The organism is Nocardiopsis alba DSM 43377, assembly GCF_000341225.1.
Lineage (GTDB): Bacteria > Actinomycetota > Actinomycetes > Streptosporangiales > Streptosporangiaceae > Nocardiopsis > Nocardiopsis alba.
The window spans coordinates 120,427-141,533 of sequence record NZ_ANAC01000018.1 but is presented as its reverse complement, the minus strand read 5'-3'; the positions used below and the strand labels follow the sequence as shown (position 1 = coordinate 141,533).

Annotated in this window: 17 protein-coding genes; 14 read left to right on the top strand and 3 right to left on the bottom strand. The window is 70.9% G+C overall.

What is annotated here, in order from left to right; genetic code table 11:
• Positions 1-96 precede the first annotated feature (96 nt).
• From D451_RS0119340 to D451_RS28315, 5 genes are all read left to right on the top strand, one after another.
• Positions 97-2,520 (top strand): hypothetical protein, encoded by a 2,424-nt coding sequence (locus tag D451_RS0119340; RefSeq protein WP_026125192.1) that lies wholly within the window; start codon positions 97-99, stop codon positions 2,518-2,520.
• A complete protein-coding gene (locus tag D451_RS0119335; protein WP_017535629.1) occupies positions 2,517-3,737 on the top strand; it encodes a TRAFAC clade GTPase domain-containing protein in 1,221 nt (406 codons plus the stop codon). Before D451_RS0119340 ends, D451_RS0119335 begins: the two co-directional genes overlap by 4 nt.
• 77 nt (positions 3,738-3,814) lie before the next feature.
• Positions 3,815-6,421, top strand: a complete 2,607-nt coding sequence (locus D451_RS0119330) for a GTPase-associated protein 1-related protein (protein WP_017535628.1) — start codon at positions 3,815-3,817, stop codon at positions 6,419-6,421.
• A complete protein-coding gene (locus D451_RS0119325; RefSeq protein ID WP_017535627.1) occupies positions 6,418-7,914 on the top strand; it encodes a TRAFAC clade GTPase domain-containing protein in 1,497 nt (498 codons plus the stop codon). The genes D451_RS0119330 and D451_RS0119325 overlap by 4 nt, the downstream gene beginning before the upstream one ends.
• A complete protein-coding gene (locus tag D451_RS28315) occupies positions 7,911-8,066 on the top strand; it encodes a hypothetical protein (protein WP_014913095.1) in 156 nt (51 codons plus the stop codon). Before D451_RS0119325 ends, D451_RS28315 begins: the two co-directional genes overlap by 4 nt.
• Positions 8,067-8,367: 301 nt before the next feature.
• On the opposite strand, the gene D451_RS0119315 is transcribed toward D451_RS28315, so the two are convergent.
• Positions 8,368-8,967 (bottom strand): hypothetical protein, encoded by a 600-nt coding sequence (locus D451_RS0119315; RefSeq protein WP_017535626.1) that lies wholly within the window; start codon positions 8,965-8,967, stop codon positions 8,368-8,370.
• Positions 8,968-9,079: 112 nt separating this feature from the next.
• Positions 9,080-9,529, bottom strand: coding sequence for a YkvA family protein (locus tag D451_RS0119310; RefSeq protein WP_014909906.1), 450 nt, complete (start codon positions 9,527-9,529; stop codon positions 9,080-9,082).
• Positions 9,530-10,149: 620 nt separating this feature from the next.
• On the opposite strand from D451_RS0119310, the gene D451_RS0119305 reads away from it, so the two are divergent.
• The 9 genes from D451_RS0119305 (at position 10,150) to D451_RS0119265 (ending at position 18,996) form a co-directional block, all read left to right on the top strand.
• Positions 10,150-11,223: a hypothetical protein gene (locus D451_RS0119305; RefSeq protein WP_026125191.1), complete on the top strand. Its 1,074-nt coding sequence runs from the start codon at positions 10,150-10,152 to the stop codon at positions 11,221-11,223.
• 78 nt (positions 11,224-11,301) lie between these two features.
• Positions 11,302-12,078 (top strand): Flp pilus assembly protein CpaB, encoded by a 777-nt coding sequence (gene cpaB / locus D451_RS0119300; protein WP_014911075.1) that lies wholly within the window; start codon positions 11,302-11,304, stop codon positions 12,076-12,078.
• Positions 12,079-12,084: 6 nt separating this feature from the next.
• Entirely contained in the window at positions 12,085-13,473 is a 1,389-nt protein-coding gene (locus tag D451_RS0119295; RefSeq protein ID WP_017535624.1) for an AAA family ATPase, read from the top strand.
• Between the two features lie 76 nt (positions 13,474-13,549).
• Positions 13,550-13,930 carry a TadE/TadG family type IV pilus assembly protein gene (locus tag D451_RS0119290; protein ID WP_014909885.1) on the top strand — a complete coding sequence of 127 codons (381 nt, stop codon included), beginning with the start codon at positions 13,550-13,552 and terminating at the stop codon, positions 13,928-13,930.
• Positions 13,927-14,331, top strand: a complete 405-nt coding sequence (locus D451_RS0119285; RefSeq protein WP_017535622.1) for a TadE/TadG family type IV pilus assembly protein — start codon at positions 13,927-13,929, stop codon at positions 14,329-14,331. Before D451_RS0119290 ends, D451_RS0119285 begins: the two co-directional genes overlap by 4 nt.
• Positions 14,332-14,376: 45 nt before the next feature.
• A complete protein-coding gene (locus D451_RS0119280) occupies positions 14,377-15,702 on the top strand; it encodes a CpaF family protein (RefSeq protein WP_017535621.1) in 1,326 nt (441 codons plus the stop codon).
• 64 nt (positions 15,703-15,766) lie between these two features.
• Positions 15,767-16,699 carry a type II secretion system F family protein gene (locus D451_RS0119275; RefSeq protein WP_014911382.1) on the top strand — a complete coding sequence of 311 codons (933 nt, stop codon included), beginning with the start codon at positions 15,767-15,769 and terminating at the stop codon, positions 16,697-16,699.
• 30 nt (positions 16,700-16,729) lie between these two features.
• Entirely contained in the window at positions 16,730-17,629 is a 900-nt protein-coding gene (locus tag D451_RS0119270) for a type II secretion system F family protein (protein WP_014913071.1), read from the top strand.
• 152 nt (positions 17,630-17,781) lie between these two features.
• Positions 17,782-18,996, top strand: a complete 1,215-nt coding sequence (locus D451_RS0119265; RefSeq protein WP_014913481.1) for a DUF418 domain-containing protein — start codon at positions 17,782-17,784, stop codon at positions 18,994-18,996.
• A gap of 13 nt (positions 18,997-19,009) precedes the next feature.
• Here D451_RS0119265 and D451_RS0119260 read toward each other — a convergent pair whose 3' ends face one another.
• The gene (locus tag D451_RS0119260; RefSeq protein ID WP_014908554.1) at positions 19,010-21,091 is read right to left on the bottom strand and encodes a serine/threonine protein kinase; all 2,082 of its coding nucleotides are present in this window, start codon (positions 21,089-21,091) and stop codon (positions 19,010-19,012) included.
• Positions 21,092-21,107: the final 16 nt, after the last annotated feature.

Genomic DNA, 21,107 nt, shown 5'->3' with positions numbered 1-21,107 from the left:
CGGCTCTCGCCGGCCCCGTACCCGCGGGCGGGCGAACGCGAGGACAGGGAGGTCCGGGCGACAGACGGTCCGGACCGTCGACCGACGGGAGCGACGATGGCCTGGAACCGGGGTGCCCGGAGCGAGCACGAACGGCGGGTGCCGACCCCCGCTCGACACGACGAGACGCCCGCGGACCCGTTCGTCCGCCACGGCATCGACGACGACCTCCGTGAACGGCCGAAGGAGGAGGCCCGGACCGACCTGCCCGCCCGAGGGGCGCGTGTGGTGGACCGGCTGCCCGAACTCCCGATCCTGCCTCCGTTACGGGACCACCGGGCGCTCGGCGACCACCTTCGTAGACGCGGCGCCCTCTTCTCACCGGTGGTGGTGTTCGGCGAGGAGCGGCTGTCCCGGGGGTTCACCGTGCTCGATGGTCTCCGGCTGCGGGATGGCGGCCTCCCGGAAGAGGGCGGGTACGTCACCCTCGACGACGAGGCGCTCGACGCGGCCGGACGCCGTCTCCAACGGGAACCGATGACCAAGGGCAAGGCCGCCGCCGAGCGGGTGATCGCTCTGCTCCGTTCGGCCGGGTCCCGCGAGGCCCGCGATCGGATCGTGCTGTGGGAGATCGTCTCCCACATGTCCTCGCCGCCCCCGGTGGTGTCGGAACGTGCCCTGGCCGAGCCGTGGACGGCGGCGGGGTTGGACCCGGACGAGGCCTCACGGATCGCCGCCGCCCTGCGCCGCGGCGAACGGGGCGCGGGACGGACCGGGGCGGCCGAGCGGGAGGTGCGCGCGCTGCTCGCCGATCGCTGTCTGCGCCAGGCCGAGGCGGCCACGGCCGAGCTCCCCCGAGAGCACCCGCTCCGGAACGAGGTGTCCGATCTCGCCGAGCGGGTCGCATCATTGGTCCGCGACGCCGACCTGGCCCTGCGCGAAGGGCGGGCGGAGGACGCCGCCCGTGACCTGGCCGTGGCGGTGGAACTGGCCGTGGACGACGAGCGACTCCCGCTCCGGCTGGGAGCGATCCCGCCCGAGCCCGTCCAAGAGGTGACGGCCCGTGTCGACGGCCGCCGAGTGGTGGTGACCTGGCGCCCGAGCACCAGCACGGCCGGGACGGTCAGCTATCGGGTGACCCGCCGGACCGGGAGCGGGGGAAGCGCGAGGGAGACCCCTCTGGGCGAGGTCACCGGTACCGAGGCGGTGGACGACCATCTCTGCGTGGGCGGTGACGCCCACTACGCGGTGGTGGCCGTACGCGGTGGTCTGGGGGTGTCCCCGGAGGCGACGAGTACGCCGGTGATGATCACCCCGGACGTCGCCGAACCGAGGACGGTGTCGGACGAGACCGGGGTGACGATGTCCTGGCGACCCCCTCCGGAGGCGATCCGGATCGAGGTGCTGCGCGGTGAGGGGACGCCGCCGCACGGCTCCTCTCCGGGCACGATCGTGGTGGAGCACGACGGTTCCCGCTTCCACGACGCGTCCGTACGTCCGGACGTGGAGTACTTCTACCGGGTGCGCGCGGTCTACCTGACCTCTCGGGGCAGAACGCGCACCTCCCAGGGGCGGGTGATCAGGGTCGTCCCGGGCCCCAGGGCCATTCCGGTGCGCGATCTGCGGGTGTCCCCCGACCCGCGCGGCTTCACCGCCTCTTGGACGCCTCCGGAGCGCGGCCGGGTCCGGCTCTTCACCGACCGACGCGAGCCCTCCGTCCCCTTCGGCTCCGAGGTGGACACGGGACCGGAGGCCCTCCCTTGGGTCCCCGTCCCGGGCACGCCCGTTGTCGACGCCGACGGACGCGCACGACTTCCGCTCTCCCTGCCGGCGGGGATCACCCACGTGCTGGCCGTGACGATGGCCGGGGAGAGCACCGTGATGGGAGAACACGTCCGGGTGACCGCCGCCCCTCCCGTCACCGACCTGCGCGCCGAACGCTTCGACACGGCGGTCCGGCTGGGGTGGACCTGGCCGGAGCACACCGCCACCGCCCTGGTCTCCTGGCGACCCGACACCCCCCGGGAGGACGAGCTCCCGATGTCGGCCGAAGAGGATCGGGAGGTGTTGGGCACGGAACGCCGCTCACGGCGACGGTACGACGCCGAGGGTGGGTTCGAGGCCCGGATGGGGGCGGGCCCCCTGCTGGTGACGGTCCGCACCGTGGTCTCCACCGGTGACGACGAGGCCTTGAGCGTCCCGGTGACCGTACGTGTCCCCGGACGGGTGGTCATCGACTACAGGGTGGAACCGGCGGGGCTGCTGCGTCGGGAGCGGGTCGTGCGGCTGAGCTCGGAGGTCTCCTGTCGTATGCCGGAGATCGCCGTGGTCTACACCCCCGGCCGGATCCAGCCGCACACCGGGGAGCGGGGGCGGGTGCTCTCGGTTCTACCGGCCCGCCTCCTGGAGCCCGGTGAACGGGTGTCCGTCCGGGTCCGACCGCCTCGGGAGGCCGAGCCCGGCTGGTTGATGTGTTTTCCGGTGGAAGGGGGCGAGGACGTCCGTCTTCGTCAGCCCCCGGTGAAGGAGCTGCGCCTTTGAACCTCCAGGTCCCCTACCCGCTGTCCCCGTTGGAAGGGCCGCGTCTGGTGTGCCCCTACTGCTACTCCGACTTCACCGAACGCCGGATCCTCTTCCGCTGTACCGGACGTCCCGGCCCCACCGGGGCGATCTGTCCGTCCGTTGAGGACGGCGCTCTGCGAGATCATCTGGGGCGGCGGGAGCGGCTGCCACCGGTGTTCGCGGCCGACGGTCGACGCCCCAGGGCGAAGTGCCCCGAATGCTCCGCGGCCACCGATCGCCAGGTGTGCGCGGTCTGCCACTCCCGGCTGCCGGTGAACTTCGGGCGGATGCGCGGTCGCATGATCGCCCTGGTCGGAGCGCGCGAGTCGGGCAAGACCGTGTTCATGACGGTGCTCGTCCACGAGTTGAAGAACAGGGTGGGAGAGCGTTTCGCGGCGTCGGTGGGGGGCGCCGACGACCACACCCGCCACCGCTTCGCCTCCGACTACGAGTCGCCGCTGTACGAGGAGGGCCGACTACTACGGGCCACGCGAAGGACCGGGACGACCCGTGAGCCACTGGTCTTCAGGTTCACCGGTCGACGACGCGGCCTGGTGCGGACGCGCCCTCGTCACACCCTCCTGTCGTTCTTCGACACCGCCGGAGAGGACCTCAACGACACACGGAGCGTGGAGACCGGCCTGCGCTACCTGGAGAACGCGGACGGCGTGATCGTGCTGTTGGATCCGCTTCGGATGGAGGGGGCCCGTAGGTCGGCCGCGCCCGGAAGCAGGTCGCCCTCTCCCGAGGACCCCCGGCACCGCCCCATCCACGCGCTGGAACGGGTCACCGAGGTGTTGATGCGCCGTCAAGGGACCCCGAACCGGCTGATCCCGGTCCCCATCGCGGTGTGCCTGACCAAGATCGACACGCTGCTTCATGGGTTGGACGAGGGATCGCCCCTGCACCGCCCCCAACCGGACGGGCCGTTCTTCGACGAGTCCGACAGTCAGGACGTGCACGCCCAGGTCCAACAGCTCCTCCACCGCTGGGACGGGTCGGGGGTCGACAACCACGTGACCAACCACTATCGCGACGCCCGTTACTTCGGGGTCTCGGCTCTGGGCGACGACCCCGGCGAGGACAACCGTGTACGGGGCGGCGTCCGCCCCTACCGGGTGGCCGATCCGTTCCTGTGGCTGCTCTCGCGGTTCGGGGACGTCCCGGTCGGCGGTGCGCCCCGCCGGTCGCGTTGAACGGCGTCGGGCCGCGCACCCACCTCCCGGACAGGTCCGCACGACACCGCAGGCACCACGAAAGGGCACGTCAGGCGATGAGTTCACCCCAGCTCTACTACACCTCGTGCGAACGGGGGCTGTCCGGCTGCACCGGCTACCAGTTCAACGCCGCCACCCCCGGTGTGGACACACGGGTGCTGCGCGAGGTGGAACGCTTCACCGTCTACGAGCCTCCCCGGGCCCTGCCACCGGATGAGGTCCATCGACATCCGATCAACCTGTGCTACTCGCCCGACCTGGGCGGCGCTCCGGTCCTGAGCCGGGTGGTCTCCAGCGGTGACGACCCCTCGGGGCGACCGGGCAACTACTTCGCGCACAGTCTCGTCCTGGACGAGGGATCCGAGACGCTGCCGGCCGAACTGTGGGGGGCCTCCTTCTGGACCGACCGACCGGTGACCGACCCCCGCCTGCCCGGGATCACGCTCCCTCCGGGACCGCTCGACCGGCGACGGACCTCGGCCTGGCTCCGCGACCGGGCCGAGGAGACGATCCGTGGGCTTTTGGTGTCGGTGGACGCCGCGATCGAGGGCGGCGCCCCCGTTCTGCTGCTCGCCGACGACGAGGCCACCGCTCACTGGGTGGCGGCCCTGTCCCACCTGCTTCCGCCCCCACTGGCCCGGCGGATGTCGTTCGCGACCTACAGCGGGAACCCCGAGGAGACCCTCGTGCACGTGATGGGCGTCCCTCCCGGCACGGACACCCGCGGTCTCCGAGGCCGTTTCGTCGTCTTCGACCCGGACCGGCCCGTGTCCATCGCCCCTCCGCCCGTCCACACGGCCTCCTCGGCGCACCGATCCTTCACGGGGGCGGAGTCCGCACCCCTCCACGAGGCACTCGACACGTTCGAAGAGGGGCCGATACCCGAGGCCTGCCCGGAGACCCTCACCCTCGTCTCCCTGCTGGTCCACGCGGGCGTGGAGGGCACCCCCACGTTGTGGGCCGCCTCCCTGCCCTACTCCTCGGGTCGGGAGGGCCCGCTCTCCGAATGGCGTCCCCTGTCCGCCGCCGCCTTCCTGGCCGACGGCTCCTTTCCCGCCGCCGACCCCGATCTGCGGGCGGTCAGGGCCTGGCTTCCCGACGCCGTCGCCTGGTTGGCCCCGGGGCAGAGTCGCCATCTGCTCCACAGGCTGCTCGACGCCGACCCCGACACTCCGCACGACGATGACCTGGCACGGCTCAGGGAGGTGGCGCACCGGGCCGGAGATCCGGAGGCGACCGAGCGTCTGGAGGGCCTGATCCTGCGCCGCGCCCTGGACGGGATCGCGGCCGGGGCCTCCGCACCCGCCATGGTGCCGATGCGCTCGGCGTGGGCCAAGGAGGAGGCCGGGGCACGGATCGGCGCCCTCCTGGAGGGCGGGCTGGGGATCGTTCCGACACCGGATCGCGCCGTCGAGCTGCTCCGTTGGGCCGGTTCGGGCGGGGTCCCGCTCCCCCGGTCGGCCCTGGAACGCTACGGGGCCGGCCCGGTCGCCCACAGGATCTCGGCCTCGCCCCCCGAGGCCGAACCCGACCGGTATCTGACGGAATTGCTCGCCGCACACTCTCCGATACGACGTGGGGTCGCCCACGGGCTGGCGGTCCTGCCCCGCAGGAACCTGGCCAGGCTGGCGGCGGGACCGACCGGCGCCTTGATGGCGAAGGACCGGGAGCCCGCGACGGCGCTCCTACGAGAACTGCGCATGCTGGAACTTCGTGAGGACGACCCGCCGGAACTGTTGCGCGCGGTGATGGACTCGCGCAGGGAGGCCAGACCCTGGGCCCCGCCTCGGCTGGCCGACCATGACCTGGATCGTGAACTGCTGCTCCGTGTCTGGGGGCCCGCCCCGGGGCCGGAGACGGTGACGGCGGCGCTGTCACTGGTCGACGGTCGGACACGGATCGCTCCCGACGTCGGTGACTGGTGTGCCCGGATCCTGGCCCGGGTCCCTCCCCGAGGGCTCGAGGAGGAGTGGCACCACGCCCTGACCCTGGTGGGCCGGCTGATGCTGCGTCTGCCCGAGTCCTGTAGGGGGTTGGTCGAGGAGTGGGCTCCGGTCGGCGCGAAGGTGGCCGCGCTGCGTCGGGCGCACGGCGAGGAGGGCGCTCGACTGTTGGTGTCTCTGGCGGCTCTGCTTCGGGGCTGCCGGCCGGTGGTGGAGACGGTGGCGCTGCGGCGGGTCTGCGACCGTGTTCTGGACTGGGATCACCGTCTGTGCGCCCGGGTGATGGCCGACTGTCCTTCGAAGGTGTTCGACTCCTATTGTGAGGAGGTCGAGGAGCGTCTGGGCCCCATCGAGCGCGCCCACGGCCGCTCCGTTCCCCCTCTGGAGGCGGACCTGGCCGTTCGGGTGTTCCTGACGGCGCTCAGGTTGGGCGCCGAACCCGGTACGTCCGGAGAGCCCGGCGTCAAGGGCGCCCGGGTCGGCCGTCCCCGTGGCGGCGAGGGGGGAGAACGTTCGGCCGAACGAGGTAGGACGTTGCTCGACGAGGTGATGGGACCCTCGACTCTCACGTGGTCGCGACGGGAGGCCGCGTCGGTTCGCAAGGCCTTCGACCGCCTGCCCGAGGGGCAGGTCTTCGAGTCGTGGGCGCGCGGGTTCCGCGACCGGCACGGTCAGGGGGGCCTGTTCGGCCGGTTCCGGAAGGGGGCGCGCAGAGCGTGACCGACGACCCTTGGGAGCCGTTCCTGTCGACCGTGCGGACCGTGTTCGCATTCCTGGTGTGCGCGGTGATCGTGTTGGCGGCCCTGGCCCTGGTGGTCGGGCTGCTCCTGTTGGTCCGCATCCACCTGCGGCGGATCCACGAGGTGCTGTACCTGGGCGATCATGCCGGAGTGGGGTCTCCCGGCCCCGAGGACTTCGCCTGGCTCGGGTATCACGGTGGCCCGGTGTGGTGGGACCTGGCCGAGGTCTATCGGAGGGTCCGGCTCGACACCGGTCTGTTCGTCGTCTTCCTGTACCCGTTCCTGGCGGTCCAGGCGGTGGTCGCGGCGGCCCATCTGGCCCTGGCCTGGGCGGGGGTCGTGGTGTCGCGGCTGGTGGACGCGGCGTTGTTGGCGGCGCGACGGATCCGTATGGTCTGCCCGAACTGCTTCGAGGCCATGTCCTATCCGTCCTACGTCTGTGACGGCTGTGGGCGGACGCATCGGGACGTGCGACCGGGGATGTGGGGCGTGTTCCGACGCCACTGTGTCTGCGATCGGGCCCTGCCGACGCTGCTGTTGTTGGGCAGCGCCGACCTGGACACCCGCTGTCCCCACTGCGATCACGCCTTGGAGCACAGGCCGGGTGAGGCGCGCGAGTTCGTTCTGCCGTTGTTCGGGGCGGCGGGCGCGGGCAAGACACGGCTGGCCCACGGTCTGTACCTGAGTCTGGAGCACGGGGCCGAACTCCATCCCGAGACCCTCTCGGTGGAGCTCATGGGAGAGGAGACCGAGCGTCGGCTTCGGGAGAGCCGCACCGTGCTCTCACCCCGCCATCGGGTGGCCCCCACGCCGCCCGGTCGGCGGGCCCACGGGGCGACCCTGCGGGTGGCGGCGGGACGCCGGACCCTTCTGGTCCAGATGTACGACACCGCAGGAGAGTGGTTCAACACCCACGAGCGAACGGAGGAGCTGTCCTACCTGGGCCGGGCGACGACGTTCCTCCTGGTGCTGGACCCGCTCGCGGTACCGGCGGTGTGGGAGGCCCTCGACGCCGAGGAACAGCGCAGGCTGGCCGGAGACCGCTCCGGGGCCCGTGACCCCGAACGGGCCTATCTCCAGGTACGGGACCAGGTACAACGGCAGTACCGAACACTGGGTGCGGCCCCGGGGAAGGGGCGACTGGCGGTGGTCGTGACCCGGGGCGACCTGCTCGCGGGCACCTCCGTCGATCCGCGCGGGACACCGCCCGAACGGTGGCTGGACGAGGTCGTGGGGGCGGCCAACCTCCTCAGGGCGGCGCGCGTCGACTTCGGGTCCGTGGAGGTCTTCGTGACCAGCGCCGTCACCGGGCCGAGCGGCGCTCCCGATCCGAGCCTGACGACGCTGTCCCGATGGGTACTGGCCCGGGACGCCGGGGCGCTCGGGGCGACGCTCCGCGAACCGTGCGATCCCCTCTCCGACGCCGGAGAGGAACGTGTGCCCGTGTCGGCCGGAACGGGAGGCCCCTCATGATCGATCCGAGACACCGTTACCGGACCGTCCGACGTTCCACGGCGTTCCTGTTGTACCTGATCGTCGCCGTGCCGACCCTGATGGCCCTGTTCCTTCTCACCGACCGGACGATCCTGCTGGTCCGCTCGGTCTGGGAGACCCTCGTGCCCTGAGACCGCGCACGACATGGCCCGTTCGGATTGCCGGGGCCCATCCGAGAACTCTTCATGGGCATTACGGGTGATATCAGGAACTCTGTCATGACTCCAACGGATATGACCCGAAAGGACTAGGGAGTGTTTTTTGGATGCTTTCGTTCGGCATCGGCGGAGCCGATCCTCGGCGAGCGGCCGCCGGGCGATCTCTCGCCAGACGACGAGCGAAGGTCAGCCCGGGTTTGGCTGTCCGAGTGATGTCGGCGCCGCGAGAGGAAGCCCGGCCACGCGAGCGCGGAATGATCCACAAAAGCGCGACCTAGGTGCGGAAGAGGCCACGGGGACGGTTCACGAGACGGACTCCGGGACCCTCGTCGGAGGTGGACTGCCCCCACAGGACGAAACCCAGAGCGACCACCAGGAGGGCCACCACGCCCAATCCATGACCGGTGCCCAACAGCCCCGTACGCGCCAGGACCCCCGCGTAGCCGACGGCGGCCACCACCCCGAGGGCACCGAGGAGGATCCCGGTCCAGGCCCGATCGGTGAACCGACGCTGGTGGCCGCGTACCACCTCCACCATCGCCGCGACGGCGCGACGGGACCCCTCGTCGGGGGCGGTCACCCGCACGAAGCACTCCCCCGCCAGGACCACGGTGATCCGGGTACGGCCGCGTCGACCGGAGATGAACAGCGCCCCGATCCGGCTCTCACCCGAGACCCGACGGTGTTCGGCGAGGGCCTCCACCCGTCGCCCCACCTCGACGCCTCCCTCGGTGAGCCCGATCTCCAGGTCGCCTTCGCACTCGTCACGGACGATCTCGGCGAGCGCGATCATCTCCTCACGACGCAGGGCCGGATCGCCGAGCCCGGTCGTCTCCTCACGATCGGCGGGTCGGCCTCGCTCTTCTGGGGACATGCCTCCATTATCCGGGCACGCCCACGCGCGCGGCACCCGTCGGCGAGAGCCGGGGCGACGCCTCTCCGGCCGGCCACCACGAGTGCCCGCGGTGCCGGGCTCCGGCGATGGCTCAGTGCCCCCGGCCGTGGCGACCCGCCGCCGTCGAGGCGGTCTCGGTGCCCACGCGCTCCTCGCTCCGGGTCTCGCCCCGAGCGGCCCCCGACGGATTCTCGTTCTGGAAGGCCTCCTGGGCCCGCTGCTCACGCTCCCACAGGACGAAGCGCTCGCTCTCGCCCAAGGCCATCGTGGTCAGCCACACCGCGACGGCGATGTCGTCGACCAGGCCCAGCACGGAGAAGAGCAGCTCGGGGATGAAGTCGATCGGGGAGATCACGTAGCCGACGAGCACCACCATGGTGAGGAGCTTGCCGCTGTTCAGCTCGGGGTAGCGACCGCTCAGCTTGGCCCCGACCATGCGCGGCAGCGCGCGGACGCGCTGCCAGACGGAGACCCTGCCGTCGGTGTTCTGGATGACCTGCCACGCGGCCGCCCCGGCCGCGGCACGGTTTGTCTTGCGCATCGTTCGTTCTCCTCAGGGGGCGTACGGCTTCTCGAGATATGACGCGAAACCTGCTCTCATCGTTCCCCCGGATCCGCCGGTCAACCCCGAACGAGACGCACACGACACCGGGGCCCGATCGTGACCTTCGGGTTTTCGACCGTGTTCTCTCCCAGGTCACGGACGTGGTTCCGGCTTCCGTCCACAATGGCGACGATGGCACTGGTGGCGTGGATCCGGAAAAGGCATGCTTGTTGATGCGGCGTCACCTTTCCCCGTCCGTATCGGCGCGGGCCCGAGCCGATACACCGCGCAGAAGGGATCACCGGAGAGAACCCCTGGCCAAGGGTGGTCGGAAACGGCCACCGGAGTCCACTCCCCCTTGGAGAGGCCCGACATGCACGTGTGGAGCATCAGCCCTTTCGGACCGCGTCGAACTCCCGAAAACAGCACGGCCCGTCTCGGGGCGACGGCGACGGAACGGCACCATCGATCACCTCTCTCGGCCCGAGGTGACGAATACCGACCCTCCCACTGTGAGCCTCCCATTCGTTACGATGCGTCCGAGTGGTACCTGAGATGTGGGACACCGCTCCGTTTCAGAAACCGCGCACGTGCGTAGACCCGATGGAGCTCTCCCAGTGTCCAATGCCCAAGACCGGTCGGCGACGACCGTGACCCTGCTGGCGGATATCCCCAGTACGGGCCACGTGGGCGAGGCCGGGGCACGGCGTTTCCCGCTCCGAGGCGATGACGTCGGCGAGCGCAGTTCCGCCTTCGTCTCCTTCGCCGTGGACGAGGTGCGATCGGGCCGCAAGGTCGTCGCGCTCTACCCGGCCTGGCGCGCGGAGGACGCCCGACGCGCGGTCAACTTCGCCCGAGGGGCACTGCGCACCGACCAGATCGCCGGGATCGCCGTCGACCTGTCGCCGTTGGCCCTGTCCCTGGTGGCCGATCAGCTCGCCTACCTGGCCCCCTATCTTCCACCCGGGATGATCGCCGCGCTCTGCGACGAACTGCCCAAACACCTGCTCGCGGGGGCCTGGCTGCGTACCGTCTCGGGTCTGTCCACGTTGCCCACCAGCATGCGCCAACACGTGGGTTCCTATGCCCCTTCCGTCTCCTTCCTGGCCCTGTGCGCCCCCACCGCCCAGGTGGGCCGACTGCGCCCGGACGAACTCGACGCCCGGTTGCCGTTCCGCCCGGTACAACCCGTACAGCTCCTGTGCTCGGCGCCGGAGCAGATCCCCACCAGGGCGTTCGACGAGAACCTCCCCCGCGTCATCCGGCCGGTGTCCACTCGCAGACTCCCCGCCCAGCCCCTGGGGGCCACCTACTGGGGCACCGGCAAGTACGTGGAGTTCGTGGCCCTGAGCGCCCACCCCCAGGCGCTGGCGTACGCGGCCGGTTCCATCCGAGCCTCCGCCTGCGCCTGGTGCGGCGAACCCATGGCCACCCGCCCCTGCCCGTTCTGCGCGGCCGGTTCCACCGGCCGTCCGGTCCGTCTCACCACCACCGCGACCCCGGTCCCCCCGCCGGAGGAGCCGCGGACCATGTCCACGCGCCCCTCCCCCTTCCCGACCGGCTCTCCGTCACCGGCCCCACCGCCGAACGGGGAACCATCGCCGCACCGCCCGCCGCCGGCCCCGGGCTCCCCCGTGGAGGGAGCGCCGAGCCGCGTCACCGGGCCCGAATCACGGACCTACTCCCGATAGCGGCCCTCCTCCCGCCCCGACCCCGTCGCGCCTCCCGGCCGAGGGCCCTCGACGACACCGAAACGGAAACCACCCCCTATGAACCCCCGTCAACGACGCGGAGTCCTGCTCATGGCACTGGCCGCCGTCGGCGCCGTCGCCGTCTTCGTGTCCGTCTTCACCTACCTCGACGACCAGCAGGAGCGGTTCGGTGGTTCCGCCACGGTCCTGCGGTTGACCGAGGACGTGGGCGCCTATCAGCCGATCGGTCGTGACTCGGTCGAGCAGGTGGAGGTCCCCTCCATGTACTTCGACCCGGAGGTGTTCATCACCGACCTGGACGAGGTCGAGACGCCCGAGGACCAGGAACTGGTCGCCTCCTCCCGGTTGGAGAGCGGCGTCTACCTCCAGCGGGGCATGGTGGAACCGCAGCCCACCCTGACCACCGGCGAGCGCGAGATCGCCATCATGGTCAACGCCGAGACCGGAGTGGCCGGCAAGGTCAGGCCGGGCTCGACCGTGGACATCTATGGCACCTTCCAGGCCCGGGACCACGGAGAGGCCTGCGCCACCCGGGTGATCACCGAGGTGGAGGTCCTCGACATCGGGGAGCTGCGCAGCCAGGAGACCGACGCCGGCGGGGTGGCCGGGGTCGTCCCCGTCACCTTCCGGCTCGACCCGGACGCCGCGCTCCGTTTGGCCTACGCCGAGGAGTTCTCCACCAAGCTCCGGCTGGCTCTGGTCAGCGCCCAGGGCAACGGCCAGGTCGGCGACCAGCAGTTCTGTAGCGGCGACTTCGACGACCTCATCGAGCGGATGGCCGACCAGGACTCCGACGAACAGACCGACGAGCGGCGTGCGCCGCATGGGGGGTAGAGACCGGTGAACTTCCGCGTTCTGGCGGGGATGCCCACGTCCGAGACCGAGATGGTGCTCGCCGCGCGCTTCGAGGAGCTGCCCTCCACCGATCTCGTGGCGATACGGAACTCGGGCACGGCGCTGATCGACGCGGCCGGGGAGTTCCCCGAGCTGGACGTGGTCCTCATCCATCAGGACCTGGGCCCGGCGTCGGTCCTGGACACCATCCGCGACCTGTCGCACCGCCACCCCCAGTTGGCGATCCTGCTGATGTCGCCGTCGTTGGATCCGGAGACCTTCACCGTCGCGATGGAGGCGGGGGCCCGCGGCGTGCTCTCCGCCGACTCCGGGATGAGCGAGCTGGAGTCCCGGATCGCCAAGGCCGCCGAATGGTCGCGTACGCTCCGTCGGCACCTGGAGTCGGCCGCCCACGAGCTGCCCGCCTCCGGGGTACGGGGTCGGATCGTCACGGTCAGTGGGGCCAAGGGCGGCGTGGGCACCACCACCTGCGCCGTCCACCTGGCGATGGCGGCCGCCCGCCGTGACCGGGTGGTGTGCCTGGTCGACCTCGACCTGCAATCCGGCGATCTGCCCGCCTTCCTCAACCTGCAACACCGCCGTTCCATCACCGACCTGGTGGACGCCTCGGACGACATCAGTCCGGGGATGCTCGCGGAGACCCTCTACGTGGACCCACGAGGCCCCCACGTGCTGCTCGCCCCCGAGCACGGCGAGCGCGGTGAGGACGTCAACGCCCGCGCGGCCCGCCGGATCCTGAGCGCTCTACGATCCCGCTACGAACTGGTGATCGTGGACTGCGGCTCCAACATGAACGAGGCCACCGCGATGGCGGTGGAGCTGGCCGACAGCGCCGTGGTGACGGTGACCCCCGACGTCCCCGCGCTGCGCGGGGCCCAACGGCTGATGGCGATGTGGGAGAGGCTCCAGATCCGAGCCCACGACAACGTCCACTCGCTGGTCACCCGGCACAGCCGCAAGAACGAGATCCAGCCGGACTTCCTCCGCCAGCTGTTGGGGACCAAGGTGCTGCGCACCCCGGTCCCGGCCGCCTACCGTGCGTTGGAGCCGGGTGAGAACAACGGCGACCCGACGAAGGTGACCGACGAGGGTCTGCGCAAGGCCTTCGCCCGGCTCGCCGCCGAGCTCGACCTGTTCAGCGCGCCCTCCGCCCCGGGGACCGGCGGCCGGAGCGGCGGCACCACCCCCTCCGGAGGCATGCCCCCGATGGTGGCGGCCCTCTCCGGCCGTTCGGGATCCTCCCCCTCGACCAAGGACGTGTCCGGATTCCTCGGATCACCCTCCTCGGGGACCGGTGCCTCTTCTCCCGGCTCGGGCCCGGGCGGGCACGGCGGCTGGAATACGGGGCCGTCGGGGCGGGGGCTCGGTGGCTGACCGGCGGGGGCCCGCGATCGGCCCCGGGGCCGGCCGAGGCGTCGGGCGTCCCCGTGACGACCGAGGCTCGGTCATCGTGGAGTTCGCCGCGGTGGTCCCCTTCCTGTTGATGGCCCTGGCCCTGATCTGGCAGGTGCTGTTGATCGGCCTCACCTCGATGTACGCCTCGCACGGGGCGTCGGAGGCGGCGCGGCAGGCCGCCGTCACCCCCGACGACATGGAACGCATCGACGAGGAGGCCCGTAAGAGGGTGCTCTCGCCCTGGGACTCCCCGGAGGTGCTGACCACCGAGATCGTCGAGCGCGACGGGGGACGCTACGCGCGGGTGACCGTCGCCGTCCCGGTGTTCCTGCCCGGGACCGAAGGCCCCTGGGACATCTCCGGCGAGGCCAAGGTCGTCACCGAGGTCGCTCCACGCGGCGGTCATGGCCTCCCGGACGAGGAGGTGGACCCGTGACCGAACGTCGCGGGCCCGGCCCCCTCCGCGGCCTCTTGGCGGGCTCCCGTCCTCGCCGGGACGCGGACCGGGGCGGTCCGATCCTGGAGTTCGCGGCGGTTCTGCCCCTGCTGCTGCTCACCGTGGTGGTGGCCTTCGAGGCCTTCCTCGCCTTCGTGGCGATCGAACGGTTGGAGTCGGCCGCCAGAGCCGGGGCCCGGGTGGCCGGGACCCGGCAACTCGACGGGGCCGAGGCCGCCGCCCGCGAGGCGCTCCCCGACTGGTTGGCCGACGCGAACGTCACGAGCGGCGCCAACGACGAGAACGGCTACTACGTCGAGGTCTCGCACCCGCTGCCCATCGTCTTCTCGGTGGACATCGATCTGACGTTGACCCGACGGGTGGACATGCCCGATGTGTGAGGTGCCGGTCCCGCACGGAGTCCACCGAGGGAGGAGACGAGGAACATGGGGCTGAAGGACCGTCTGGAGGAGGACCGTTCCGGTGAGGAGCGGGCCGATCGGAGCAGTGTGACGCACTGGCGCCGACGTCTCCTCGCCGAGATCAACCTGGAGGATCTGACCCGACTGACCCTGGCGCAGCGACGGGTGCGGTTGGAGAAGGTCGTCGGGCACATCCTGACCCGGGAGGGGCCGGTCCTGTCGGACCGGGAGCGATCGATCCTCATCCGTCGCGTCGTGGACGAGGCGCTCGGCCTGGGCGTGCTGGAACCGTTGCTGGCCGACGAGAGCATCACCGAGATCATGGTGAACGGGCCCGACAACGTGTTCGTGGAGCGGGCCGGCCGTATGGAGCGGATCGACGCGACCTTCAACGGCGAGGAACAGCTCTACCAGACCATCGACCGGATCGTCTCCCTGGTGAACAGGCGGGTGGACGAGTCCTCCCCGATGGTCGACGCCCGACTCCCCACCGGCGAACGCGTCAACGTCATCATCCCGCCTCTGTCGCTCTCGGGACCGGTCCTGACCATCCGTCGCTTCCCCAAGCCCTACCCCATCGAGGAGCTGGTGCGGATGGGGAGCCTGGACCAGGCCACCGGCGTGCTGCTGTCGGCGATGGTCCGGGCCCGGTTCAACATCGTGGTCTCCGGCGGTACCGGCACCGGTAAGACCACCTTCTTGAACGCCCTCTCGGCGTTCGTTCCGGCCACCGAGCGGATCGTCACCATCGAGGACTCCGCCGAGCTTCAGCTGATGCAGGACCACGTGGTCCGGCTGGAGTCACGACCGGCCAACATCGAGGGTCGGGGCGAGATCGCCATCCGCGACCTGGTGCGCAACGCGCTGAGGATGCGACCGGACCGCATCATCGTGGGCGAGGTCCGCGGCCCCGAGACCATCGACATGCTCCAGGCCATGAACACCGGCCACGACGGTTCCCTGGTGACGGTGCACTCCAACTCCGCGGAGGACGCCGTCCATCGGATCCAGACCCTGGCCACCCTCGGCGACGGTCGGGTCCCCTACGCCGCGTTGCGCGATCAGATCAACAACGCGGTGGACGCGGTCGTGCACCTGGGCCGCTGGCCGGACGGTTCGCGCCGGATCTCCGAGGTGTCCGTGGTCTCCTCCCGCCGGAGCGAGGAGTTCCGGTTGGACCGTCTCTTGGAGTTCGTATCGATGCCGCAGGGGGGCGACCGTGCCGTGACCGGGGAGTTCCGTCACCACCCCCTGCCCCGCCATGTGGCCGCCCGGATCCTCCACGTCGGAGAGAGCGTCCCGGCGGTGTTCGGCGTGGCCCCCGACCTTCCTCCCGGAGGCCGACGATGAGCTCGCGAACCGTATCCGCCACGTACTCGTCGGCCGCCTCGCGTCCGACCCGAGGGGAGTCAGGTTGAACTGGCAGATACCGGCGATCATGGGCGGGCTGGCCCTGGTCCTGGCCCTGATGTTGTGGGCCCTGTGGGAGTTCGTCGCCAGCGCCCGTCAGCGCAGGATCATCGCCGCCCGCAGCGCCCTGGCCCAGGCCGAGTACGACGCCTCCACACCGATGGCCCGGTTGGACGTCGCCCTGCACCGGACCCGTTGGGGCGCCCGTTTGAGCCGCCGTCTGGCCCGGTCCGGAACGGAGGTGCGCCTGTCCACGTTCCTGGTGTCCCTGTCGGCCGGTTCCCTGCTGGCGGTGATCGTGGTCTGGCAGATCCTGGCCCCGTTCTTCGGCCTGCTCGCCGCCGCCGGGGTGGCGTTCCTGTTCTTCTCGTACCTGAGCCGCGCCGAGGCCAAAAGGCGCGAGGAGTTCACCGGACAGTTGCCGGACCTGGCCCGGGTCCTGGGCAACGCCACCTCCGCCGGGCTCGCGCTGCCCACCGCGGTGGCGATCGCCGCCGACGAACTGGACGGGCCGGCCGGTGAGGAGCTGGGACGGATGGCGGAGTCCATGAAACTGGGCGCCTCCTTCGAGGAGGCCGTCGCCGAACTGCGCGAACGTATGCCCTCTCGCGAACTCGGGGTACTGCTGTCCACTCTGGTCGTGGCCTCCCGCTCCGGTGGTTCTCTGGTCGGCGCGCTGCGCAACATCTCCACCACCCTGGAGAACCGCAAGGAGACCCGTCGGGAGGTGCGCACCGTCCTGAGCGAGACGACCAGCACCGTGTGGGCCCTGGGGTTCATGTCGGTGGGCGCGCTGTTCCTGCTCAACATGGTCCAACCCGGGGTCATGCGCACCATGACCGGCAGCGTCGCCGGTATCTCGGTCCTGTTGCTCTCCGCCTCCCTGTTCGCCGTCGGGTTCGTGGTGGTCTCCCGGATCACCAAGTTCAAGATGTAGCCCCGGCCCTCCCTCTCCGAAGGAACACCGATGAACCTCCTGCCCCTCCTGGTGGCGTCGGCCGGCGCGTCGATCGTGCTGCTCGGTTTCTACGGTCTGTACCTGACCCTGTCTCAGACACGTGTGCCGGTGGACGAGTCCCTGACGAGCCGCCCCCTCGTCAAGAGCGACGGCACCTTCTTCCTGCACAGGATCACCGAGGCGATCGGACGCCGTTTCTCCCGAACGGTCCTGGAGTCCCTGAGCGAACGTCAACGGGCGTCGATCGCCGAACGCATCGAATCCTCGGGACGGGTCGACGGACTGACCGTGGAGCGGTACATCCGACGCAAGATCGGCGAGGTCTCCCTCTACGGGGCGCTGGCGTTGGCACTGCTCGCGGCGAACGAGCCCGTCCTCGCCCTGTTGATGTTCGGATTCGTGGGTCTGACCGACCTGAGCATGTACGTCAAGTCCCAGGAACGCGCCGACGAGGTGCAGTCGCAGCTCCCCGACTTCCTGGACGTGCTCGCCGTGACCGTGAGCGCGGGCATGTCGTTCCGGGCGGCGGTGGGCCGGGTCGCCGACTCCATGCCCGGGGTGCTCTCCGACGAGTTCACGATCGCGCTGCGCCAGATGGAACTGGGCATCTCCCGACGAGAGGCCTTCGAGGCCCTGCGTCGGCGCAACCGCAACGAGTCGTTGAGCAAATTCGTCACCGCGATCCAGCAGGCGGAGGAGTTGGGGGCTCCGTTGAGCGACACCCTGGTGAACATCAGTCAGGACATGCGTCGTGCCGACGCCCAGTACATGCGGCGTAAGGCCCAAAGGCTCAACCCGAAGGTGACGGTGGTGACCGCCACGACCCTGCTTCCGGGGCTGCTGATCCTCATCGTCGGTTCGATGATGTTGGGCAGCGACGTCGACTTCGGCGCCCTGATCGGCGGCTGACCTCGATACTCCGGCCCCGCCCCACCACCTCGGCCCGCTCTGGTGGTGGGGCGGTGCCTACCCGATGTCTCGGTCACGCCCCATGGGTTCGGTGAGGGCCCGTCTGTAGCTTCTCGTACAGGCCTTTCCCCTCCCCTGAAGGAACCCGTTCCATGCCTGTTCCGAACACTCGGCGGTCGCTCGCCCCCGATCTGGCGCGCGGCTTCATGCTGCTCTTCATCGCCCTGGTCAACGCGCGTTTCTTCCTCACCCACGACGACACGGTCCGGGACCTGGGCGACCGATTGCTGACCCTGGTCCAGCTCGTCCTCGTCGACGGGCGCGCGATCCCGCTCTTCTCCCTGCTCTTCGGCTACGGCGCGGTGTGGATCGCCCGTCGGGTCACCGAGGCCGGTGGTGGCCGGGTGCACGTCCGCACGGTGCTGCGCCGCCGGGGCCTGTGGCTTCTGCTGTTCGGCCTGGCCCACGGGGTCCTGTTGCTGCCGGTGGACATCCTCGGCGCCTATGGGCTCGCGCTGTTGCTCTTCACCGGGTTCCTCTGGGCACGGGACCGGACCCTGCTGTGGTCGGCCGGGGTGTTCGCGGTCCTCTCCCTGACCCTCAATGTCCTGTTGAGCGTGTCCGAGGCCGCGGGAGAGGGAGACACGGCGATCTCCGGTGGTTCCGAGGTGAGCGCGACGGCGGTCCCCTCCCTCGTCGAGCCCGGTTTCGTGGCGGCCTGTATCGAGCGGTTCCAGGAGTGGACGTTGTACACACCGGTGACCCTCCTGCTCGTGGTGATGCCGCCCCTTCTGCTGGGGATGTGGGCCGGGCGCCGTCGTGTCCTGGAGCGGCCCGAGGAACACCGCCGTCCATTGGTGATCACCGCCGTCGTCGGGCTGGGCGTGGCGGTGATCGCCGGTCTTCCGGACGGCCTGGTCTCCGCCGGTCTCCTACCGACCCCCGACCCGGTGGTCGAGGTCCTGCTGTGGATCGCGCACGACGCGGCCGGGTGGGCGGGCGGCCCCGGATGGGCCGCGCTCATCACACTGCTCGCCCTGCGCCTGAACACCGGTGGCCCGACCGATCACCCCCTGGTCACGGCGATCACCGCCGTCGGGGAACGCTCCATGAGCTGCTACCTGTTCCAGGCCGTGATCTTCACTCTGGTGTTCGCCCCGTACGGGCTGGGGTGGGGCGCCACGGCGAGCGTCTCGACCGCCGCGCTGGTGGCCGTGGGGACCTGGGGAACGACCGTGGTGGCTGCCTTCCTGTGCCGCCGTGCCGGCCTTCGCGGCCCGGCCGAGGCCCTGCTGCGTCGCCTCGTCTACTCGGGCGTCCACCTGTCGGGGCCGGCGAGGGAGACGGATCCGTCCGGACCCCGTTGACCCCTGTGGCCGGTCAGGTCGGGCAGTCCATCATGTCGTTGTCCGTCAGCGAGGTGTCCGGGAGGGCGAAGAAGCCCGACCCCAGCCGCTCCCGGTCCCGCCACCCCAACGTGCCGTCCACGTCGTAGCAGTGTCCGCTCAACTCGTGCACCAGGGACCCGGAGTGCGCGGTCGGACGGTAGGCGACGCCCCCGCGTTCGGGGGAGCCGGGGATGAGGACGGTCAGCCGTTCCGACGGGTGTTCCGGACTCAACACCGCCAACGTGGTCAAGGGAGAACCGAACTCGTATCCGCCGCCGCCCCTGAGGGTCAGCTTGTCGACCCCGCCGTTCTGCTCCGGATCGAGCGGGGTGAGGGCCATGAAGTCCTCGGCGTACACGTTGTACGAGCCCATGTTCGGGTGATAGGTCACCTCGACGGTGAACTCCGCCCCCTCGGGGGTGCCCCGCACCTGGGACATGCACACGCTGACCACGGGAAACGCCGGGATCTCCGGGGTTGCCAGACCGAAGTCGACGGTGTCGTGATCCACCGGGTAGGCGAACGGCCAGATCTCGGCGTCGGCCACGGGGACGCCCTCGGGCCCCGGGGTGAGCAGGGGTAGAAGGCTCTCACTCGAGCCCGCTTCGGGATCGAAGGGGCGCCAGTGCGCCAGTGACTGTTGGGCCTGGACCCGTTCGGTGTCCGAGCAGTCCAAGGGCACGGGTTCGTCGGAGGCCATGGCGCCCTCCCCCGAACCCTCCTCCGGCTCCGACCCGCCCTCCTCGTCCGCGGAGACCCCCGAGGATTCCCCCAAGGCGTCGAACAGCACGTAGCCGCCGCCCAGCAACAGGAGCAGCGCCGCGCCGGCCGCGCCGAGGAGAAGCCCCGTACGTCGCCCGCCCCCGCTCCTCGCGGGCACGCTCTCGCCGGGCTCCGGAGCCGGTTCCGATCCTCCGCTCCGAGCGCCGCCGAACAGGTAGTCCGCGGCCTCTCCGTCACGGCGCGCGCCGGCGGCTCCGGAGGCGGTGATACCGGGGACCGGGACGTCCGCGCCCCTCTCCGGCGGCTCCGGGTCGGACTCCATCGGGTTCCCGGGGCCGGAGTCCGGGAGGCGGTCCTCTCGCCCCCGCCCTTCCGGGGTCAGGGCCAGGTCGCTCCACCGGACCGGATCGTAACGGTCCAGGTCCAACACGGGCCAGTGCCCGGCGACCAGTTCACGTAGTCGATCGGACCAGGTGTCGGCGGTGGCCTGCTCGTCGATGCCGAGCAGCAGCAGGCATTCCAGGTAGACGTCCTCGGCACCGGGGCGAAGCGCCGGGTCCGCGGAGAGCGCCCTGGAGACCAGGGGGCGCAGGGTCTCGGGGACCCGATCGAGATCGACCCGCACCTCACGCGCGCGGGCCGCCATCTCCCAGACGATCTGCCCGGGGACACGTCCCGGAAGATGCCCGGCGGGGGAGGTTCCGAAGGGCGGACCTCCGGTGGCGGCGGCCACGACCAACCCGGCCCAACCGTGCACGTCGGTGGCGGTGGAGGCGACGGCCCCCTCGTAGCGTTCGGGAGCGGACCAGCCCAGGCAGTCGGCGTTCTGGGTCGGGGTCACCGAGTCGATCCGCCGGGTGAGACCGAAGTCCATCAGACGGGGCCCGTCCGCGGCGATCACCACGTTCACGGGGCGCAGGTCCCCGTGGACCAGGCCTTTGGAATGGAGGGAGGAGAGCGCCTCCGCCAGGCCGGCGGCCAGAGCGAGCACCCGCCCCTCGTCCGGTCGGCCTTCGACCCACAACCCCTGGGGGAACTCCAGCCCGGGCACATGGTCGATCGCGGCCCAAGGCCGTCCCTCATGGACCCCGCCGTCGCGCACCCCCAGGCCGCACACCCCGTCGAGGCGTTCCCCGATCACCTCCCCACCCGTGTCGTCGCCCCCGGCCGTCCATTCCGGCGCCGCGATCTTCAGGGAGACCGCCTCGTGGTCCGGCGAGACCCCCGCGTACAGGGTGCCCAGACCGTCGGCGCCGAGTCGCCCGACCAGCCGGTAGCGGCCCACCTGGAGCGGGTCGCCATCGGTCAGCGGGGTGACGTTCGGCGGCAGAGCGGGGGAGGAGGAGTCCATGAGGGGGAGCTTTCCA

What these genes read in the sequence shown, in the direction of transcription:
- D451_RS0119270 (WP_014913071.1), top strand. Translation starts at nt 16,730, where the DNA reads ATGAACCTCCTGCCCCTCCTGGTGGCGTCGGCCGGCGCGTCGATCGTG.
- D451_RS0119265 (WP_014913481.1), top strand. Translation starts at nt 17,782, where the DNA reads ATGCCTGTTCCGAACACTCGGCGGTCGCTCGCCCCCGATCTGGCGCGC.
- D451_RS0119315 (WP_017535626.1), bottom strand. Translation starts at nt 8,967, where the DNA reads ATGTCCCCAGAAGAGCGAGGCCGACCCGCCGATCGTGAGGAGACGACC.
- cpaB (WP_014911075.1), top strand. Translation starts at nt 11,302, where the DNA reads ATGAACCCCCGTCAACGACGCGGAGTCCTGCTCATGGCACTGGCCGCC.
- D451_RS0119260 (WP_014908554.1), bottom strand. Translation starts at nt 21,091, where the DNA reads ATGGACTCCTCCTCCCCCGCTCTGCCGCCGAACGTCACCCCGCTGACC.
- D451_RS28315 (WP_014913095.1), top strand. Translation starts at nt 7,911, where the DNA reads ATGATCGATCCGAGACACCGTTACCGGACCGTCCGACGTTCCACGGCG.
- D451_RS0119340 (WP_026125192.1), top strand. Translation starts at nt 97, where the DNA reads ATGGCCTGGAACCGGGGTGCCCGGAGCGAGCACGAACGGCGGGTGCCG.
- D451_RS0119280 (WP_017535621.1), top strand. Translation starts at nt 14,377, where the DNA reads ATGGGGCTGAAGGACCGTCTGGAGGAGGACCGTTCCGGTGAGGAGCGG.
- D451_RS0119330 (WP_017535628.1), top strand. Translation starts at nt 3,815, where the DNA reads ATGAGTTCACCCCAGCTCTACTACACCTCGTGCGAACGGGGGCTGTCC.
- D451_RS0119310 (WP_014909906.1), bottom strand. Translation starts at nt 9,529, where the DNA reads ATGCGCAAGACAAACCGTGCCGCGGCCGGGGCGGCCGCGTGGCAGGTC.